Genomic DNA, 19,032 nt, shown 5'->3' on the forward strand with positions numbered 1-19,032 from the left:
GGTTTTCCTATTTTCATCCATTAAATTACTTATTGAATAATCGGGTTGCTCACAACCCGACCCCGCCCTAATTTTCAGCCAAACCCAGCTTCGGAGAAGCCCAACATTTATAGTAAGAGTCGGGTTGTGAGCAACCCGAAACACACACGGCTTCGGAGAAGCCCAACATTTATAGTAAGAGTCGGGTTGTGAGCAACCCGAAACACACACGGCTTCGGAGAAGCCCAACATTTGTAGTAGAAAAGATAAACACGTATAAAAATTCAAAAAAGCCTCGGAGAGGCGCAACCTTTGTAGTCGGGTTGTGAGCAACCCGACACACCATTTGTGGTCGATTTATGAGCTTTTAGCTTCATCGCTAATGATGCATCTCTCATTTTTAAGCAGATGCAAATTCTCTTCTATTTTCAGGCGCGTTTTTTCGTTGTCAAATTCACCCGCGTAAGTAACTTTCATTTCTTTGCGTTTAATGGCTTCCAGAAACCGGCGCGTATCTTCTTTGGTTTCGAGCGTAAGTTGGGGTACTTCGGTGGGCTTGCCTTGGTCGTCTTTAGCCACCATCGTAAAATACGACGTATTGGTATGTTTTTGAACGCCGGTACGAACATCCTCCGCGATCACTCTTATGCCAACGACCATAGAACTGCGGCCCACGTAATTGATGGATGCGTGCAAGGAAACCAATTGACCTACTTCAATGGGTTGCAGAAAATTGACACCCTCCACTGAAACGGTTACGACATAAGTGCCTGCATGCTTAGAAGCGCATACGTAGGCTACTTTGTCCATGAGCGATAACAAAATCCCTCCGTGGATTTTACCCCCAAAATTGGCGTAAGAAGGAATCATTAATTCCGTAATTGTAGTACGGGAGTAGTTAACTGATTTGGCAAGCATGGACAAAAAAAATAGGTTATTGTATATTGTAGACGCTGTCGAAGAAAGTCCGACAAAAATCTACAATAACCTGAGGATTCGCAAACTTACTTTTTAGCGTCTTTCAAGCTTACACTCGTGCGTGCCAATTTTTCAGCTTCGTCAAAAAGCGTTACGGCTTTTTTATAGCCTTCGTCCAAATCTGACATGATCTGATAAAACTCATTGTTTAAACCTCCTTTATCGCGTTTTTGATAGGCATAACGCCCAATCATGGCTTTCAAATAGGTGCGAATATATGGCTTGGAACGTTTGTATTCTTTTTCGTTGAACTTAATATCGTCGGCCGAAGCGTTGCTTACAATGACGTCTAAATCGGCGTCACTTGCGTTGAATGTTTTAAGATATTCAGCAAATGTGAGTTTCTCCAATTGTTTTTTATTTTCGCTTACATACCGTACGGCATAATCGCGAACAATGTTTTTGCCAAATAATTCATACAAATAAGGAGTCATCATGCTTGTGTCGCGCGGTACAAATACATCAGGCGTAATGCCGCCACCGCCGTAAACGATTCGTCCGGCATCGGTATGAAACTGGAGTTTGGGGTTATTTTTGATACTGTCTGCGATAAAAAACTCGCCGTGTGAATAACGGTTCTTGATGTCTTTTTCATACGTTTCCAAATCGCCGTGTGTGTAGGGTTTTTGAATACTACGGCCGCTTGGTGTGAAGTAACGGGAGATGGTCAAACGTAATTCTGAGCCATCGGAGAGATTGACCGGCATTTGTACCAATCCTTTTCCGAATGAGCGTCTTCCTACAATCAGGGCGCGGTCGTGATCCTGCAATGCTCCTGCCACAATTTCGGAAGCCGAAGCGCTGCCTTCGTCGATGAGCACCACGACACTTCCGTTCTCAAACATGCCGGCGTTTTTGGTGCGGGTCTGGCGATCATAGCGATCATCTTTGCCATCGGTATACACGATCATCTTATCACCGGAAATTAATTCATCGACCATATTGGTGGCGCGGTCCATGTAGCCACCGGGATTGCCCCTCAAATCAAGCAGCAGCTTTTTCATTCCCTGCGTTTTAAGACTGCTTACCGAATTTTTGAATTCATCGTAGGTTGACTCAGAAAAACGAGTCACTTTGACGTATCCTATTTCTTTATCGATCATATAAGATGCATCGACCGAATAGGTTGGAATACGATCTCTTTTTAGCTGAAATGCCAAGGCTTTGGGAACCCCTCTTCGTAATATCTCAATTTTTACTTCACTGCCTCGTGGTCCGCGAAGTTTGGAAAAGATAAAAGCGTTATCAACCTTCGTGCCCGTAAAGGCTTCGTTATTTACCTTCAGGATTTTGTCACCACTTTGAATGCCGGCGGCTTCGGAAGGCCCGCCTACCAACGGCGTGACCACATAAACCGTATCTTTGTAAAGGTTAAATTCAATACCGATACCGTCAAATCCGCTTTCCAGCTGAGAACGCGCCGTAACGGCATCTTTTGGATTAAAATAATACGTGTGTGGGTCCAGTTTTTCGAGCATTTTGGTGATGGAATAATCCACCAGCTCGTCGGTGTTGACGGTGTCAACATAGTTATTATCAATCAATTGGAGGACTTCTTTGAACTTAGTGTAGCCTCGGGCTACGTCAGTAATGCCCTTACTTCCTCCAAAAAACGTAGCGCCCAGAAATACTCCGGCGGCTAGCGTAATACTCAGCAAAATCGGTAGCCGTACAGTCCGGCGATCATTTTGAATTGGATTTTCCATGTTACTTTTACAAAGCGAGAATGATGATGTACAAATAATGTATAAAAATAACGCACAAACATCATAGGTAGTTTAACAACTCATCGGAAAAATTAAAAATCCCGTCAAACTTTCCTTTCTTTGCATTATTCACTCATTGAATGACCCATGAAGCCCGAAAAAAAACTATTTCTTTTAGACGCTTTTGCGTTGATCTACCGTGCCCATTTTGCCTTTCTTAAAACACCCAGAATTACTTCTAAAGGATTGAATACGAGTGCGGTATTCGGTTTTGTAAATACATTGTTGGAGGTTTTGAAAAATGAAAAACCAACACACTTGGGCGTGGCTTTTGATACACCAAAGCCTACGTTTCGCCATGTGCAGTTTGAAGCCTACAAGGCGCAGCGTCAACAGCAGCCCGAAGACATTACCATCGCTGTTCCGTACGTCAAGCAATTACTGAAAGCTTTGTGTATTCCTGTATTGGAAGTGGATGGATACGAAGCAGATGATGTGGTGGGAACCCTCGCCAAGAAAGCAGCTCGTTCGGGCTTTGAGGTATTCATGATGACCCCCGACAAAGACTATGGGCAGTTGGTGGAAGAGCATGTGTATTTATACAAACCCGCCATTATGGGGAAAGGCGTGGAAATCATGGGGCCGGCCGAAGTATGCGCCCGTTGGGGGATCAAAGATATCAGTCAGGTAGTGGATATGCTGGGTTTGCAGGGAGATGCCGTTGATAATATTCCGGGAATACCGGGCGTCGGAGAGAAGACCGCTCAGAAGTTAATTGAAGAATTTGGTTCGATTGAAAATTTGTTGGCGAATTCCGATAAATTGGCCGGAAAACTCAAGGAGAAAGTCATTGAAGGAGCAGATAAAGCGATTTTATCAAAGCATTTAGCGACCATTGATATTAACGTACCGATTGAATTTCACGAAGAGGATCTTCTCATGTGCGATCCCAATCGGGATATGCTTTCCGCTTTGCTGGATGAATTGGAGTTTCGTACGTTGCGTAAACGCTTGTTGGGTGAAGATGCCGATGAGGTAAAACCCACAAGGACGGCAACGACTCAACCTTCGGCGGATAAAAAAGGACAACTTAATCTATTTGGAGAAAGTACTTCTCCAACAGAAAGTAATGGACAAAGCAAATCGTCCGGCTCGACCGATGCAGAGTTGCCGTTTTTTACGACAGATTTTTCTTCACAGCGCCGCACTGTGTTTAATACCTTGCACCGCTATCATTTGGTTGATACTGCGGAATTGCGGCAGTCACTGGCGCATTATTTGAGTTTGCAGGATGCTTTTTGTTTTGATACTGAAACAAATTCATTGGATGCCATTGATGCAGAATTGGTGGGAATGTCGTTTTCATATCAAAAAGGAGAGGCATTTTACGTCACCGTTCCTGCTGACCGCGAAGAGGCTCAAAAGGTAGTGGAAGATTTCAGATCAGTGTTGGAAAACGATAAAATTGAGAAGATTGCCCAGAATCTTAAATACGACCTGCTCGTACTGCAAAATTACGGAGTCGAAATCTGTGGGCCGATGTATGATACCATGTTGGCGCATTACCTGATCGAGCCTGAAAAACGGCACAACATGGATATTTTGGCCAATTCGTATTTGAACTATGAGCCGGTTTCTATAGAATCATTGATCGGCAAGAAAGGCCCGAAACAGCTCACAATGCGGGATGTTGACATAGAAAAATTGGTAGAGTATGCCGCAGAGGATGCTGATGTAACCTTTCAATTAAAAGAAAAGCTGAATCCCATCTTGATTCAAAACCAGGCAGAAAAGCTTTTCAGAGGAGTGGAAGTGAAGTTGGTGCCTGTATTGGCGGGAATGGAACGCGAAGGAGTAAAAGTAGACATGAATGCCCTGAAAGAAATGTCCGGTGTGTTGGATACTGACATGAAGTTGGTGGAAAAAGACATCTATCAATTGGCAGGAGAAGCATTTAATATATCCTCGCCAAAACAACTGGGAGTGATATTGTTTGAAAAGATGCAGTTGATTAAAAAGCCTAAAAAAACGGCGACAGGTCAATACGCTACGGGCGAAGATATTTTGTCAGACTTGGAAGCCGAACACGAAATAGCGCGTAAAATTCTGGATTACCGCGAATTACAAAAACTAAAGTCTACCTACGTTGATGCATTGCCTTTGTTGATCAACGCTAAAACCGGGCGTATTCATACGTCGTTTAATCAGGCAGTAGCCGCAACGGGGCGTTTGAGCAGTACAAATCCCAACCTTCAAAATATTCCGATTCGGACGCCGAGAGGGCGGGAAATTCGCAAAGCGTTTGTGCCGCACAGCGATGAATTCATGATTCTTTCGGCCGATTATTCTCAAATTGAGCTGAGGATCATGGCTGCTTTCAGCCAAGATAGTACCATGCTAGAGGCCTTTAACCAAGGCTTGGACATTCACGCCAGTACTGCAAGCAAAGTATTTAAAGTAGAGCTGTCAGACGTGACGTCCGACATGCGTCGCAAGGCGAAGATGGTCAATTTTGGTATTATCTACGGGATTTCGGCGTTTGGATTGGCGCAACGACTGGGAATTCCGCGCGGCGAAGCGGCCGAAATCATTAAAGCGTATTTTGAAGAATTCCCTGCGGTGAAAACGTTTATGGATCTGTCTATTCAAAAAGCACGGGAAAATAAGTACGTAGAAACTATTCTTGGGCGTCGTCGCTACTTAGCTGATATTGATTCTCAAAACCAAACAACGCGAAGCTTTGCCGAGCGCAACGCCATCAACGCACCGATTCAAGGCTCTGCCGCCGATATGATAAAAGTGGCGATGATCAATATTCATGAGTTTCTGAAAAAAGAAAAACTACGCTCGAAGATGATTCTTCAGGTACACGATGAATTGGTGTTTGACGCTCACCGTGATGAGGTAGAATTATTAAGCCAGCGCGTCAATGATCTGATGGTCAATGCTATTCCGCTGCCTGTCAAAATTGAAACGGGTATCGGTACCGGAAATAACTGGTTGGAAGCGCATTAAAAAAGGGGCTTTAAAGCCCCTTTAGACATTTTCTGTTTCTTCTAAACTTTGGGAGTAAAGAGAGTTAATGACTTTTATGGTGGTTTCTCTATTTAATATACTTTGTAAAGCTTGTATAAACGAGGGCTCATTAATACATTCTGTTTCATTTATTCTAATCGGATAAAAAACTAATGCTTCATATTCCACTTTGAATAAATGATATTTATAGTTATTTAAATAAGGGGCAATGATATCAAAAGTTAGACCAATTATATATCCATTTTGACCTGCTAAGGGTCCATCTAAACTTTTTTGGGCCTTATCAATTAACAAAGGAAGATTTTTTAAAGGATTATATGTCGTCAAGTCAGCTTTTAGCACATTGTTAGTTTTTTGAGCTAATAAATCTGCTTGTTCCTTAAGAATGGTTTTAGGGCTTCTGACTTTTTCAGGTGTAAAGTCAGGCCAAAGGTCAACTACTTCGCTCATACTAAGTTCAAATTTAATGTAAAATAAAGCGGCAGATGGTCAGAATAAGTTTTGTTTGGAAAGCCATTTGCTGTTAAAAGCGATTTTACTCCGTCTTTGTCTAAAATTTGTAATGCTTCTTTATCAAAATTAGGGATTAGTTCGGGACGAATCAATACTTGATCAAAAGTATTCCAAAAGAAATTAATGTGATTAGAGGTATTATAATAGTAACTTCCAATAGCTTCACTTCTTATATCACCCAACCAACTCCACATCGGATTATAGAAAAACTTATAGTCTTTCTCCTGCACTGTTCGCGTTAATTTTTCAGAGACTTTGGACGAAGAAACCGCATGCAAACCGGTAGATTTAATCATTGCAGTTTCAAAAGGATTCATGTTGAAATCGCCTACCAAAACGGTTTTTACTATTTCCCTTTCAATTTCTTCCCTTTTGACTTGTTCTACAAAGTCCCGACAAAATTCCTCTTGGTCGTCAGGCGTATTATGAGATTTATCAGGAACATGAACGCTTGCCAACAATATTTTTTCAAGCAAAGGCAATTCTAAAATATTGATACTGTAACGCCCACTTTCGGAAACAGGTTTCAAAAAATTCTCTTTAAAACGGGTTAAAATTTTAATTTTATCACACTGAGAGATTGGATTGTGAAAGAAATTATGCCCTCTTTGGGCTAATTCTACCACTAACAATGCTAAATTGAAGTTTACTTCGGCCATTATCAATACATCAATTTGATGATGTTCAACGATATTGACAATTTCTTCAAAAGGTCGGTTACGGTTCAGATTCCAGAATAGAAAGCGTATTTTCTGCATGAAAGCTTTGATCGGTTTTCGCGCAATATACTACTGATTTCCATACTTCACGGCCGTGCCCGTCATCACAAATCCCTGATAGTCTTTGGCGGTATAATATTGGTATTTTACATTGACCAAAGCGTGTGCGCCCATGCCGATGCCCTGCAAAATTAACTGGTCAAGCAACGCCCGTTTTTGGTCTTCATCATTTCCACGAAACAACATGCGGCCTTCTTTGGTTTGACGGTCGCTTAACGGCACTTCCTTTTCAACCTTTACAGGGCCGAGCGCCGTGTAGACGCGGGTGGTGGGTTGGTTTTCGTAGAATACATCAATGGGATAATCTGCTTTGGCAAGCTTGATCGGAATGCCTAATCCACCGTTGGAAGTAGATACCGGGCGGCCGCAGGAGAGGAAAAGCGCACTTCCCAAAATGCAAAGTATAAAAGAGGTAATTAATTTCATGATACCGTTTTTTGCGTGTTACCGCTATACAGAGATAAGTAAGAACTATGTCTTTGTACAACGAAATTTTTTGATGTCGTATTGTCGCTTCAAAGCAAAGGATTATTCTTGAATAAATGCATTATGACGGACAAAAAGCATTGAATCAATCTTCGTTTTACCAATTATCTATGTTATTATTTTTATAAAAAAAGACAGCTATTGTGTCAGTTTATGATATTTCAGAGAAATAAATAGACAAAAGAAATAATCTAAAACAAATAAGCTATTGTTTTGCAAAAAAATTGGTACGAACTTTGCGAGCCCTTTGAAAAACCGTGAATTAGCGATAGTTAAAACGGTTCTTAAACCAAGCAAATGAAACAACGCAGGCTTTCCACTCAATTGACTTCTGCTTCTCTGGCGTTGCTGTTATTGTTAACAGCGATTGCAGGTAAGTCGTTGCTGTTGCCGAAAGCCGTTGCGAAGAAGCCTGTTTCGGAGCAGACCTCAAAAAACAAAAAAGCCAACGAAGAACGGCCTGTCATTCAGGAAATGTCGTTGGTGGCCGTAGTAGCACCCGCTGTTTCGTTTGATTTTGAGCAGTCTTTTTACTTTTTGCCTACTATTTTCAGCATCGAACTAATCGGCGGCACAAACGCCCTTCCCAAACGGTTTGATGTCTTTTATTATTTCTTCTCCTTTTTCCGAAATGTTTTCGGACACTTCATTGCAATCAATGCTCCTTAGTTAAGGTGCGTATGAATGTTATTCTGTCACGCTGATTCGGTGTGCGGTTGTGAAAGCACCTTGTAGCAGCTTTGGGGCACGAAATAAGGCCCTTTATGGGGATAAAACCCTTCTTACGTTTCACTATTACCTATTCAATCATTTATTCATTCAATAAAACAATGCAAAACAGACTTGGCATTTGGATTTTGACAGTGGTAGTTGCTGTACTGAGTATCTATTATCTGTCCTTTACATTTGTGGCGCGTGGGATTCGTAAAGACGCTGAAACGTTCGCTACAGGAAAAGACGGTATCGTTGACCAGAAGAAAAAAGAGCATTATCTGGACTCACTTCGCCGCGAACCCGTTTATTTGGGAAGTACCTATCAGGAGGTAACACAACGTGAGTTGGGTTTAGGTCTTGATTTACAAGGTGGAATGCACGTAGTATTGGAAGTGGCTCCTACCGACATCATGAAAGGCCTTGCGGGAGGTAACGCTCGCAACGCTCAATTCAATGAAGCCTTAAAACAGGCAGTTGTTGCACAGAAAACAAGTCAGTCTAATTTTGTAGATCTGTTTGTAAGTGCTTACAAGAATGTTGCTCCAAATGCAACGCTGGCCCAGATTTTCTCCAACAGTACCAACCGAGGTAAAATCAGCAACAGCTCATCAGACAGTGAAGTAACCAAATTTTTGAAAACGGAAGTGGATGGCGCAACAAGCCGCGCTTTCCAGATCATTCAACAACGGGTAGATAAATTTGGAGTTGCCAACCCTAACATTCAACGTTTACCGGGCTCAGGTCGTATTTTGATCGAGCTTCCGGGCGTAGATAATCCTGAGCGTGTTCGTCGCCTTTTGACGGGTTCTGCTAAATTGGAATTCTGCGAAGTGTATACCTTAGATGAAGTTTCGCCGGCGCTTAATGCATTGGGTGCTTATTTGACTCAATTGGATCTGGAAAAGAAAATTGCCGAAAAAGGTACTTCGAAAGCTGACACCAGCAAAGCCGGCGGTTTGGCTGCACAGTTGGCCAAAGGCGCAAAAACCGATTCAACAGCAAAAGATACAACGGCTAATCAAACAGGGCTTGCAAGTTTATTCGTACCGATTTCTCAGGGACAATTGGGGGTGTATGCGAAAGATACGGCGCGTGCCAACGAGCTTTTGGCTCGTTCGGAAGTGAAAGCAATGTTTCCTTCAGACGCTGTGATCATGTGGGATCGTAAAGGAATTGAAACGACTGATAAGCGTAATGAGATCGTTGGTATCTATTTCATCAAAAAAGCCAACGGTCAGGCACAGTTGGAAGGAGATGTAATTGTGGATGCAACCGGTAACAACTACGATGACCGCGGACGTCCGGAAGTGTCTATGCGTATGAATGCCGAAGGTGCCCGTAAATGGAAAAACCTGACTGCTGCCAACGTAGGCCGTCCGGTCGCTATTATTTTGGATGGTTTTGTGTATACTGCTCCTAACGTTCAAAACGAGATTCCTAACGGAAACTCAAGCATTACCGGTAGCTTTACCATTGATGAAACCAAGGATATGGCCAACGTGCTTAAAGCAGGTAAGTTGCCGGCACCTACCACTATTGTGGAAGAAGCCATTGTAGGAGCAACGTTAGGTTCAGAATCGGTTAATGCGGGGGTTATCTCTTCGTTGGTTGGTTTGTTGGTTGTATTGATCTTCATGGTCATTTATTACAACAAAGCAGGTATGATCGCCGACGTGGCGTTGGTTATCAACTTGTTTTTCCTGATGGGTATCATGGCATCTTTGGGAGCGATCCTTACGTTGCCGGGTATTGCAGGTATCGTACTGACCATCGGTATGGCCGTGGATGCGAACGTACTTGTGTTTGAGCGTATCAAAGAAGAATTAGCGGCGGGGAAAGAGTTGAAACTAGCCATTTCTGACGGTTTCAAAAACTCACTTTCCTCCATCATTGACTCAAACGTAACGACGCTTTTGACAGGTATTATCCTTTTCTTCCTGGGAACAGGTTTGATCTTAGGTTTTGCCACTACGCTCGTGATCGGTATTCTTACGTCGTTGTTTGCGGCATTGTTCGTATCACGTTTGATCTTGGAATGGTGGGTTGGCAAAGGCCGTAAGATTGAATTCTTCGCTTCATGGTCGCAAAACCTATTTAAAGATTCCAATTTCGACTTTGTATCACGTCGTCGTTTGTATTATATCATTTCTTCGGTCATCATTGGCGTTGGTATTATTTCCGTCATTTTCAAAGGATTCGGTTTGGGAGTTGACTTCAAAGGCGGTCGCAGTTATGTTGTTCGCTTTGAAAAAGGAGTGGAAACTTCGGAGGTTCGTGAGATTTTGACCGGTGTATTTGGTGCTGCTCCCGAAGTAAAAACATTTGGAGGGATAGGGATCGGAGCTAATGAGCAGGTAAAAGTTACGACCAGCTTTTTAGCGGATGCAACAACGCCAGATTCTGACAAACAGGCTGAAGCTAAATTGAACGAAGGGTTAAGCAAATTACCTAACAATAAAGCAACGATTCAAAGCTCCCAAAAGGTAGGGCCAACGATTGCGTTTGACCTGATCATGACTTCCTTAAAGTCAATCCTATTGGCGGTAATTGTGGTGTCGATCTACATTTTTATTCGATTCCGTAAACTGGCGTTCGTTTGGGGAGCTATTGTAGCCTTATTTCACGACGTTCTTGTGATTTTGGCTGTATTCTCCTTTTTTAACGGTTGGTTGCCTTTCTCATTGGATGTGGATCAGGCGTTTATCGGTGCCGTTCTAACGATCATGGGTTATTCAATGAACGATACGGTAGTAGTATTTGACCGCGTTCGTGAATATTTAAGAGATAATCGCGGTAAGAAAGAAACGATTCCGACCATCATTAACAATGCCTTGAACAGTACTCTTAGCCGTACGGCGGTAACGGGTCTTTCAACCATGTTTGTGTTGATCGTACTATTCATCTTTGGTGGAGAGGTGATCCGTGGATTCTCTTTTGCCATGTTGATCGGGGTTATTGTAGGTACTTATTCATCTTTGTTCGTGGCTACGCCAATCGTGGTTGATTCATTGACCCGTGACCAAGCGAAAGAGGATGCTTCTACAGAAGAGAAAAAAGCAGCACCTGTTCGTTTGATCTCTGATTTTCCGGATACACCTCGCGGTGGCTTACAGCAAGTAGAGATGCCACAGGAAGAAGAGGAAGAAAAAGAAAAAGTAAAAAAAGAAAAGAAAGCGCCTTTGATTAAGCCTTCTTTAAAAAAATAGAGTACCCATAAGTGGTTAGTGGAATGGAGAATGGTAAAAGTTGAATGCGTATTCAGCAAACCGTTCTTTATCCAGCTAACCACTTTTATTTTGCCTAATAATAACTTTTCGTCGCATTTGTTTGGTAACAAGGCGATAAGAGCGTATTTTTCACCTATATTTCAGTCGCAAACTATTATACCTTATCGTAAAATTTCTAACCTAATCAAGCATGGCAAATCAACTTTGGACTAAAAAGCCCTTGGACAAACTTATGAATGAGTCCTCGGGTGAAGGTAACCAACTTAAACGAACATTGGGTCCCGGCAGCTTGATAGCCCTCGGTATTGGAGCTATCATCGGCGCGGGATTATTTTCTATTACAGGAGGGGCTGCTGCCAATCAGGCAGGACCCGCCATTACCATTTCATTTATAGTAGCAGCATTTGGTTGTGCTTTTGCAGGTTTGTGTTATGCTGAATTTGCTTCAATGATTCCGGTCGCGGGTAGTGCTTATACCTACTCTTATGCTACCATGGGTGAATTTATTGCCTGGATCATCGGTTGGGATCTTGTATTGGAATATGCGGTTGGAGCAGCTACAGTAAGTATCAGTTGGAGTCGTTATCTGATAAAGTTTCTGGAAGGGTTTGATGTTCACCTGCCCCTTGCACTTACTGTTGGTCCTTGGGATGGCGGATTAATTAATCTTCCTGCCGTATTTATTGTTATTTTGATGAGTTTATTGCTCATGAAAGGAACGCAGGAAAGCGCTACTGTCAATGGTATCATTGTAGCGCTGAAAGTAACGGTTGTGATTATTTTTATCGTTTTGGGTTGGAAATACATCAACAACGACAACTATACGCCTTATATTCCTGACAATTCAGGTACCTTCGGAGAGTATGGATTCAGCGGTATTATTCGAGCGGCGGCCATTGTGTTCTTCGCTTATATTGGATTTGATGCAGTAAGTACGGCGGCCCAAGAAGCCAAAAATCCTCGTAAAGACATGCCTATTGGTATTCTGGCTTCCTTGGCCATTTGTACCGTTCTTTATATTTTGTTTGCTCACGTAATGACGGGAGTGACCAGTTATACTTCTTTCAAAGGTCAGGATGGGATTGCGCCGGTTGCCGTTGCCATTGAGCACATGGGAACTCCCAACGCCGCAGGATTGATTGTTCCCGATTATCCTTGGTTGAACCGTGCCATCATTGTAGCTATTTTAGCAGGATATGCCTCCGTTATTTTGGTGATGCTTATGGGACAAACACGTGTATTCTTCAGTATGAGTAAAGACGGTTTGTTACCAAGTATCTTCTCAAAAGTTCACCCCAAGTATCAAACACCTGTCAAAAGTAATTTGCTGTTTATGCTGTTTGTAAGTTTGTTTGCGGCATTTATTCCGGCAAGGGTAGTAGGTGAAATGACCAGTATCGGAACATTGTTTGCTTTTATTCTGGTATGTATCGGTATCATTGTTATGCGTAAACAAATGCCGAACGCTCCTCGCGCCTTTGTAACACCTTGGGTGCCTTTGGTGCCGATTTTAGGCGTAGCAACGTGTTTCTTCATGATGGCCTTCCTTCCTTTGGATACATGGATTCGTCTGATCGTGTGGATGATCATTGGTTTTGACGTATACCTTTGGTATGGTATTCACAACAGCAAACTTTCTACGGGAACAGGAACCTTAAAAGACGATTTTAAAGTAATTTGTTTATCAGGATTAGCGCTTGCACTTGTATTGGCTGTAGTGGCGTTTTTCCATCATACCCAATCCATTGAAGGAGATACGGGATTATTTTATTTCTCGTTGATTTTTGCAGCTATACATGCAGTTGCCTATTTGTATACTTGGTTGAAAGGATAAAAACTTGCTTTTAATAACAACAAAAAACGCCTTGATGAGAGGCGTTTTTTTGTTGTTATGCCGCCGATTTTGAAAAACCGCCGGTAGGTTACTATTTTAAGGAGATACTAAAACGAGGTTGTGAGCAACCTCAATGCAGGTTTTGAGAAACCTGCTTCACCTGATGTGCCGGCGGGCGGTGCGCGCTGCGATTCTCAAAACCGCCAACCGGGTTGCTTACAACCCAAAGTAAGTTCGGTGTAGGGCAGGTTTTGAGAAACCTGCCTCACATTATTGGCCGAACGGTATGGCGAAACCTGCCAAAACGCTGAAACTCTGATTGTGAACAGGAACACGAACGATAGGCGTATCATACAATCGGGTAAGTCCGCGTTCGTAACAGCCTTCAATGAACATCTTAGCGCTTCCTAAGTCAAAACTAAGCCCTGCTCCACCTGCGGCACCCACTTCAAAGCGATTGAACGTACCTAAGCCAATACTTGTGCGCGTAGGTTGTGTTTGAAATAATAACAAATCAGCGCGGGAAACGATTTTGCCGGCCGCCAGATAATTGAAGGTTGGTCCCGCCACGATGTAGGGTTGGACGGGACTGTCTTCGTCACCAAAATCATATTGCAACAACATGGGTGCCTGAATATAGGTGAGACGTTGCTTGATGCTACCCCCCAACGGAATATTTACCCCGATCAGGTCTAATAGGTTATTGGAAGAAAGCCCTGCTCCACTTTGCTTGTAGCCAAGCTCAGGACGAAAAGATAATCCGCCGGCAATCGGTACTTTTAAAAAAATGGCTCCGTTACCGCTTACGATATAATCAAGGTTACCCGTAAAATTTTCGATGAATCCGCCGTTACCGGTTGTTTTAGCGAGAGAAATTCCTCCTCGGGCTCCGATGTATACTTGAGCTTGGGTCGAAAGGCCCACGACTGTTACGGCGATGGCTGTTAATAGATTACGTACTCTTTTCATTTTGTTGGAAGATGGTTAATGAAACAATAAAAAAGTTACGTATAATTTGCGTCATGTTCAGAGCTGTTTTATCCATAACGTCGTTTAGACGCGGGGTATTTCAGCCTGTCACAGAATGTTTGGTTAACGATTGTTAACGGTTGAGAATCCTCAAACCGGCCTGAAATCCTACCCAATTGGTCAGGTCAAGGCCATCGCGGAGGGTTCTGGTTGGAAAGGGTTGATAGCGAGTGGAATTGTCCAATTTCAGATAACCGGGTTGCGCCGTCATGGCGGTCAAAGTAGCCGCGCCGAAAAGCGCGAGGCGCCCAACAATTCTTTTTTCAAGTCCTAAACTTGCCCGATAAAAAAGCCCGTTAGAAGTGTCGAAGCGATTGGTGGCTTCCATGATTTTGTTGGCAGTGAGGTCAAGGTTGGTCATCCACCCGCGCCCTAATTTTACCGCAGTTCCAAGTCCGTATCCAAATGTATAAAGAGGTTTGTCGGTAATGCCGAAATTGCCGCCGATGGTTACGATATTGTACAACTGCCGTACGCCCGTTTTGAAGCTGACATTGGCATAGTTAAGCTCGTCGGTACTGATTTCCAGACGGCGATAGCCATTGTATCTGACAAAGCTGAACAAGCCGACCGGTAAAGCGCCTGACGAGTCGGCATAGTTAAATACGCCCAGTTGAAGCCCTTTTTCGTGAATATGTGCGTAGTTTAAATAGGGACTGATCTGTACGCCGCGAAATTTTTTCAGGGCTGCATTCGCAAATCCGCTGATCTGTACACCGCGCATAGTACCAAGCGTTACGTTGCCAAATCCACTCATCTGCCAGCCATACATATTGCCGAGCGTTACACTGGCAAATCCTGCGGTTTGAAAACCATTATAATAATTCCGTCCTGCTAAATTGGCAAAACCCGCTACTTGAATGCCACTATGATTGCCTCCCGTTGCATTGACAAAACCGGACAGTTGCATTCCTTCAAAGTTTTTCAGAACCGCATTGGCAAACCCTGCCGCCTGCAATCCATACACATTCCGACCCACTAAATTAGCAAAACCGGCAAATTGAGCACCGTGTACATCCCATCGAACAAGGTTGGCAAAACCACCCACTTCCAACGCATTTACGCCCAAAGAATAACCTGCTATGATGTTGAAAGATAATGTGTTTACTACGTTTCCGCTCATGACATGATTGGTTCCCACGAACGGCAGTAAGGAGACCTGAAACGGTCGGTAAAATGTGTCACGCACGTTTTGGATGTGAATAGCCTGTTTAGCCGTGGCAAAAGCGTCCACAAACGTTTTTTCAACATTATCTAAGTTAATACGCTTTTGTTTTTGAGGACCGGGGATTGTATCGGTTGAGGCTACCAGTACCGGCTGAACGGCAGGGACCCGAAATTTTAACGTATCAGTTGCAGGACGAGAAATAGACTTTAATTGAGGGGAAATGGCCTGTAATTTATCATCCAACGGCATTTGCACTAAGCTGATGTCCAGCGCCTGATTGGTAACGGCAATGCTGGAACCGAAGTATCTTTCTTTCCGTACTTCCAAACGCGGATTCGTAAGCGTAGCGGGAAGCTTTAAACGATAATAGCCTGACTGATTGGTGACTGCGGAAGCAAGCGTGCGTTTCTCGAAAATACTGGCCTGGGCAATTCGCTCTCCCGTAGCACGGTCAAAAACGTAGCCATTGATAATAATATCCGGTTTTTCAACGGGAACTTCCGCAACCTTTTGAAGAATAATGTGTCCGCGACGCTCTTTATATGAAGCACCACCTTTGAAAACTTCCTCCAAAATCTGACGAATGGCTTTGACATTGGCATTAAGCGTAACACGCCGATTCAGATCAAATTCGTTGGGATTGTACGAAAAGCTGAAATTTCCCTTTTCACTAATGATGCGTAATACTTCTTCAAGACGCTCATTGGTGACTCGTACCGTAATGGTCCGGTCGAGAATAGAAGGTTTTTGGGCCAGAGTTGGCAAAGACAGAAGTCCGCAGATCCAAAGAATGATGACGTAAGTTGCGCGGTTCCGCAGGTGCAAAAAGCGGAAGTTGTTGATAGTCAGTACTTGTTTCATGGCTGTTGTTTTTTACGGACATCCCTGTCCGTCCAGTAATATCGTTTGCCCTTTTCGGGTGACTTGAAGGTGGAGCGTTTCGGCAATAACACTTAGCGCAGCATCCAAACTTTCGCGTTCGAAGCGAGCCGTTAATTGACAATTTTTCAAACGACCGCTCAATTGAATGTCGGTTTGATAGCCTTCCCGTAAGGAAGCGACGACATCGCCCAGATTGGTTCGGTCAAACACAAATACTTTGGTGCGGTACGCCATTGCATTCAGATCCATCGCGGGGAGTTTAATGATCGTGTCGGCTTGAGCGGTGGCTGCCTCGTCTTTGACTAAAAGCGTTTTGGCTTTTGGGGTCGAAAACTGCACTTTTCCGCTGGTTACGGCTACGTTTACTTTTTTATCATAAGCACGTACGTTGAAAGCTGTACCCAAAACCCGCACTTCTGTGTCGTTGGCATGAATGATGAAGGGGCGATTTTCATCACGTTTTACCTCAAAGTAAGCTTCTCCTTTGAGCGTAACCGTACGCGTTTCTTTCCCAAAATCATCCGCGTAAGTAAGCGTTGTGTTGTGATTCAGAAAGATTTTCGTGCCGTCAGGCAAAATTTGTTCGTTGGTTTTTTCCGTCGTTTTCAATACTTTGGCAACGGCAGGGTCTTTCCTTTTTTCTAAGAATGTATACCCAAACCAACCGGCGCTTAAAAGAATCAAAATACTTGCCGCAATACGCAGAAAATCAAAGCCCGAAGACGATTTGGCAGAACCGAGTGGCTGAATATCAGCGTCATTCTTATGAATAACAAATGGCAATGGATTTTCTGTTGAAGGCTGTTGACCGGTCGCCGTTAGCTTCTTACTTACATTTTTCCAAGCCAAATCAACATTAACCTCTGCCGTCGGTTTAACAACCTCTGCAACTTCCCATATTTTTTGAAAACGAAGCAGTTCCTTTTCATGCGTGGACGATTGGGCCAACCACGTTTTTACTTGACGTGTTTCGTCGGGTGTAGTTTCACCCGCCACGTAACGTGCCAGTAAATCGTCAGGAATATGTGCGTTCGAATCCATTTAGTAGTTGTCAATCATAGATAATTTGTTAGTCCCAACCAAACCAAAAGAGGTAAATAATCTGCAAGTTCAATTCGTAAAATTTTCAGAGCCTTTCCAATTTGATTTTCGATGGTTTTGACCGAAAGACCCATTTGGTCGGCAATTTCCTGGTACTTTAATTCATCAAAACGACTCAGCTTAAAAATGATCCGGCATTGTTCGGGCAATTTTTCAATGGCTACCGAAAGCTGCCGCTCCAATTCATTTTTATAGACTGTTTGACTTACCGATTCATACGTTGTTTCTTGGTAATGCGTGGCGTATTGTTGATGTTCTTCGCGTACTTTTTGGTGTTTGATTCGGTTAAGGCAATGATTATGCACTGCACGGTATAAATATGACTTTAACGATTGGGTAATTTCGAGCTCGGCTCGTTTTTCCCAAATGCTCACAAATACGGTTTGGACAATTTCCTCCGCTTCGTCGGCATCGCGCAAGATCGAACGTCCGTAGGCACATAAGCTTGCGTAGTGCTTCCGAAACACCTGTTCGAAAACCCCTTCATCGCCTTGCCCAATGGCTGTAAGTATTTGTGTGTCCGATAATTGCACGAAATGACGAATCGTTTTGGAGCAAAGTTAACGCTTTACCCTTAACGATAGGGCCGTTTTTGTGACGAGTTGTTAAAAATGATGGCTGAAACCTCATTTTAGGTATGACAAGCGAATCGAAAGCTCCCCCTATGTCGGCAAAATATTTTTTTTGAAGCAGCCTATCCGAAGGAACCGGCATCTTAAAAGAGAATTATTTTTTTTAATGAAGTAGGGGAGGTTGAAATCTGAATTGTCATTCTTCCAAAACAGTTTAATTAATACTACAACAGCCATGAAAAAGTTACGAGTGATTTCTGCCAAGTTGGCAAGTTTTGCCTTTTTGTTAGCCTTATTGCAATCCTGTATTTTCATTGACGGAGATACCCATTTAGACCCGAAAAATCCTGACAATCAAACCTTCGACCTGCGCGATTTTGACCAACTGGAAATGGGTAATGCGTTCAACGTCAGCGTTCGTCGGTCAGGACAATTCAGTATTTTTGTTCACGGAGACCGCCGCGATATCAGTGATTTGGAAGCCTTTGTGGATCGCAACGGTAAATTGGTGATACGTTACCGCAATTATAGAATCCGCCGCTATGACATGGACATCGACATTACGATGCCCACATTGCGCGGGGTAGATTTTTCGGGAGCCGTCAATTCCAACATTGAAGGATTTACGAATACCCGTGATCTGGACATTGAATTGTCAGGCGCATCCAAGTCAACCGTTGACGGAGATTGGGAACGCGTTTATGTTGATCTTTCGGGTGCCTCTACGCTGACGTTACACGGGCAGGGGCTGAGCCTGACCGGAGATCTGTCGGGTGCATCGAAGCTGAATGGCTTTGATTATGCCGTTGATAATGTTGATCTGGAGCTTTCAGGCGCAAGCAACGCCAATGTATTGGTCGATAAAACATTAAAAGTGGATGCGAGCGGTGCCAGTAGTTTGCGGTATCGCGGGAGCCCGGAAGTACGTTCCAATAGCTCAGGCGGCAGCAGTGTGAAGAAAGATTAAGCTAAAAAATTCTTACCTTTGTGGTTTCTTTTAGAAAAGTCGTTAATCGCTAATTGTCAAA

General features: G+C 43.3%; 15 protein-coding genes. 6 read left to right on the top strand and 9 right to left on the bottom strand.

Annotated features, from left to right (window positions below; translation table 11 throughout):
• Positions 1-336: 336 nt before the first annotated feature.
• The gene (locus ACQY73_RS21500) at positions 337-897 is read right to left on the bottom strand and encodes an acyl-CoA thioesterase (protein ID WP_428654794.1); all 561 of its coding nucleotides are present in this window, start codon (positions 895-897) and stop codon (positions 337-339) included.
• A gap of 86 nt (positions 898-983) precedes the next feature.
• Positions 984-2,663: a S41 family peptidase gene (locus ACQY73_RS21505; protein WP_428654796.1), complete on the bottom strand. Its 1,680-nt coding sequence runs from the start codon at positions 2,661-2,663 to the stop codon at positions 984-986.
• A gap of 147 nt (positions 2,664-2,810) precedes the next feature.
• Here ACQY73_RS21505 and polA point away from each other — a divergent pair, with 147 nt between their 5' ends.
• The gene (polA, locus tag ACQY73_RS21510) at positions 2,811-5,678 is read left to right on the top strand and encodes a DNA polymerase I (protein ID WP_428654799.1); all 2,868 of its coding nucleotides are present in this window, start codon (positions 2,811-2,813) and stop codon (positions 5,676-5,678) included.
• A 21-nt stretch (positions 5,679-5,699) separates the two neighbouring features.
• On the opposite strand, the gene ACQY73_RS21515 is transcribed toward polA, so the two are convergent.
• The 3 genes from ACQY73_RS21515 to ACQY73_RS21525 are packed head-to-tail and all read right to left on the bottom strand — an operon-like array spanning position 5,700 to position 7,417.
• Complete coding sequence (locus ACQY73_RS21515; protein WP_428654801.1) at positions 5,700-6,149, bottom strand: hypothetical protein; 450 nt, start codon at positions 6,147-6,149, stop codon at positions 5,700-5,702.
• Complete coding sequence (locus ACQY73_RS21520; RefSeq protein WP_428654803.1) at positions 6,146-6,970, bottom strand: endonuclease/exonuclease/phosphatase family protein; 825 nt, start codon at positions 6,968-6,970, stop codon at positions 6,146-6,148. Before ACQY73_RS21520 ends, ACQY73_RS21515 begins: the two co-directional genes overlap by 4 nt.
• A 30-nt stretch (positions 6,971-7,000) precedes the next feature.
• On the bottom strand, positions 7,001-7,417 hold the full coding sequence (locus tag ACQY73_RS21525) for a hypothetical protein (RefSeq protein ID WP_428654806.1): 417 nt from the start codon (positions 7,415-7,417) through the stop codon (positions 7,001-7,003).
• A 357-nt stretch (positions 7,418-7,774) separates the two neighbouring features.
• Between ACQY73_RS21525 and ACQY73_RS21530 the strand changes: the two genes are divergently transcribed.
• The 4 genes from ACQY73_RS21530 (at position 7,775) to ACQY73_RS21545 (ending at position 13,495) form a co-directional block, all read left to right on the top strand.
• Positions 7,775-8,146, top strand: coding sequence for a hypothetical protein (locus ACQY73_RS21530; RefSeq protein ID WP_428654808.1), 372 nt, complete (start codon positions 7,775-7,777; stop codon positions 8,144-8,146).
• Between the two features lie 161 nt (positions 8,147-8,307).
• A complete protein-coding gene (gene secDF, locus ACQY73_RS21535) occupies positions 8,308-11,397 on the top strand; it encodes a protein translocase subunit SecDF (protein ID WP_428654810.1) in 3,090 nt (1,029 codons plus the stop codon).
• Positions 11,398-11,608: 211 nt separating this feature from the next.
• Entirely contained in the window at positions 11,609-13,252 is a 1,644-nt protein-coding gene (locus ACQY73_RS21540; protein ID WP_428654812.1) for an amino acid permease, read from the top strand.
• A gap of 120 nt (positions 13,253-13,372) precedes the next feature.
• A complete protein-coding gene (locus tag ACQY73_RS21545; RefSeq protein ID WP_428654814.1) occupies positions 13,373-13,495 on the top strand; it encodes a hypothetical protein in 123 nt (40 codons plus the stop codon).
• Between the two features lie 27 nt (positions 13,496-13,522).
• Here the strand turns inward: ACQY73_RS21545 and ACQY73_RS21550 are convergent, their stop codons facing one another.
• The 4 genes from ACQY73_RS21550 to ACQY73_RS21565 form a co-directional block, all read right to left on the bottom strand.
• A complete protein-coding gene (locus ACQY73_RS21550) occupies positions 13,523-14,221 on the bottom strand; it encodes a porin family protein (RefSeq protein WP_428654816.1) in 699 nt (232 codons plus the stop codon).
• 133 nt (positions 14,222-14,354) lie between these two features.
• Complete coding sequence (locus ACQY73_RS21555) at positions 14,355-16,310, bottom strand: STN and carboxypeptidase regulatory-like domain-containing protein (RefSeq protein WP_428654818.1); 1,956 nt, start codon at positions 16,308-16,310, stop codon at positions 14,355-14,357.
• Positions 16,311-16,322: 12 nt separating this feature from the next.
• Complete coding sequence (locus tag ACQY73_RS21560) at positions 16,323-17,372, bottom strand: FecR family protein (RefSeq protein ID WP_428654821.1); 1,050 nt, start codon at positions 17,370-17,372, stop codon at positions 16,323-16,325.
• A 14-nt stretch (positions 17,373-17,386) separates the two neighbouring features.
• Positions 17,387-17,965, bottom strand: a complete 579-nt coding sequence (locus tag ACQY73_RS21565) for an RNA polymerase sigma-70 factor (protein ID WP_428654823.1) — start codon at positions 17,963-17,965, stop codon at positions 17,387-17,389.
• 274 nt (positions 17,966-18,239) lie between these two features.
• Between ACQY73_RS21565 and ACQY73_RS21570 the strand changes: the two genes are divergently transcribed.
• Positions 18,240-18,971: a head GIN domain-containing protein gene (locus ACQY73_RS21570; RefSeq protein ID WP_428654825.1), complete on the top strand. Its 732-nt coding sequence runs from the start codon at positions 18,240-18,242 to the stop codon at positions 18,969-18,971.
• Positions 18,972-19,032 lie beyond the last annotated feature (61 nt).

It is taken from the genome of Runella sp. (assembly GCF_965279615.1).
Classification (GTDB): Bacteria; Bacteroidota; Bacteroidia; order Cytophagales; family Spirosomataceae; genus Runella.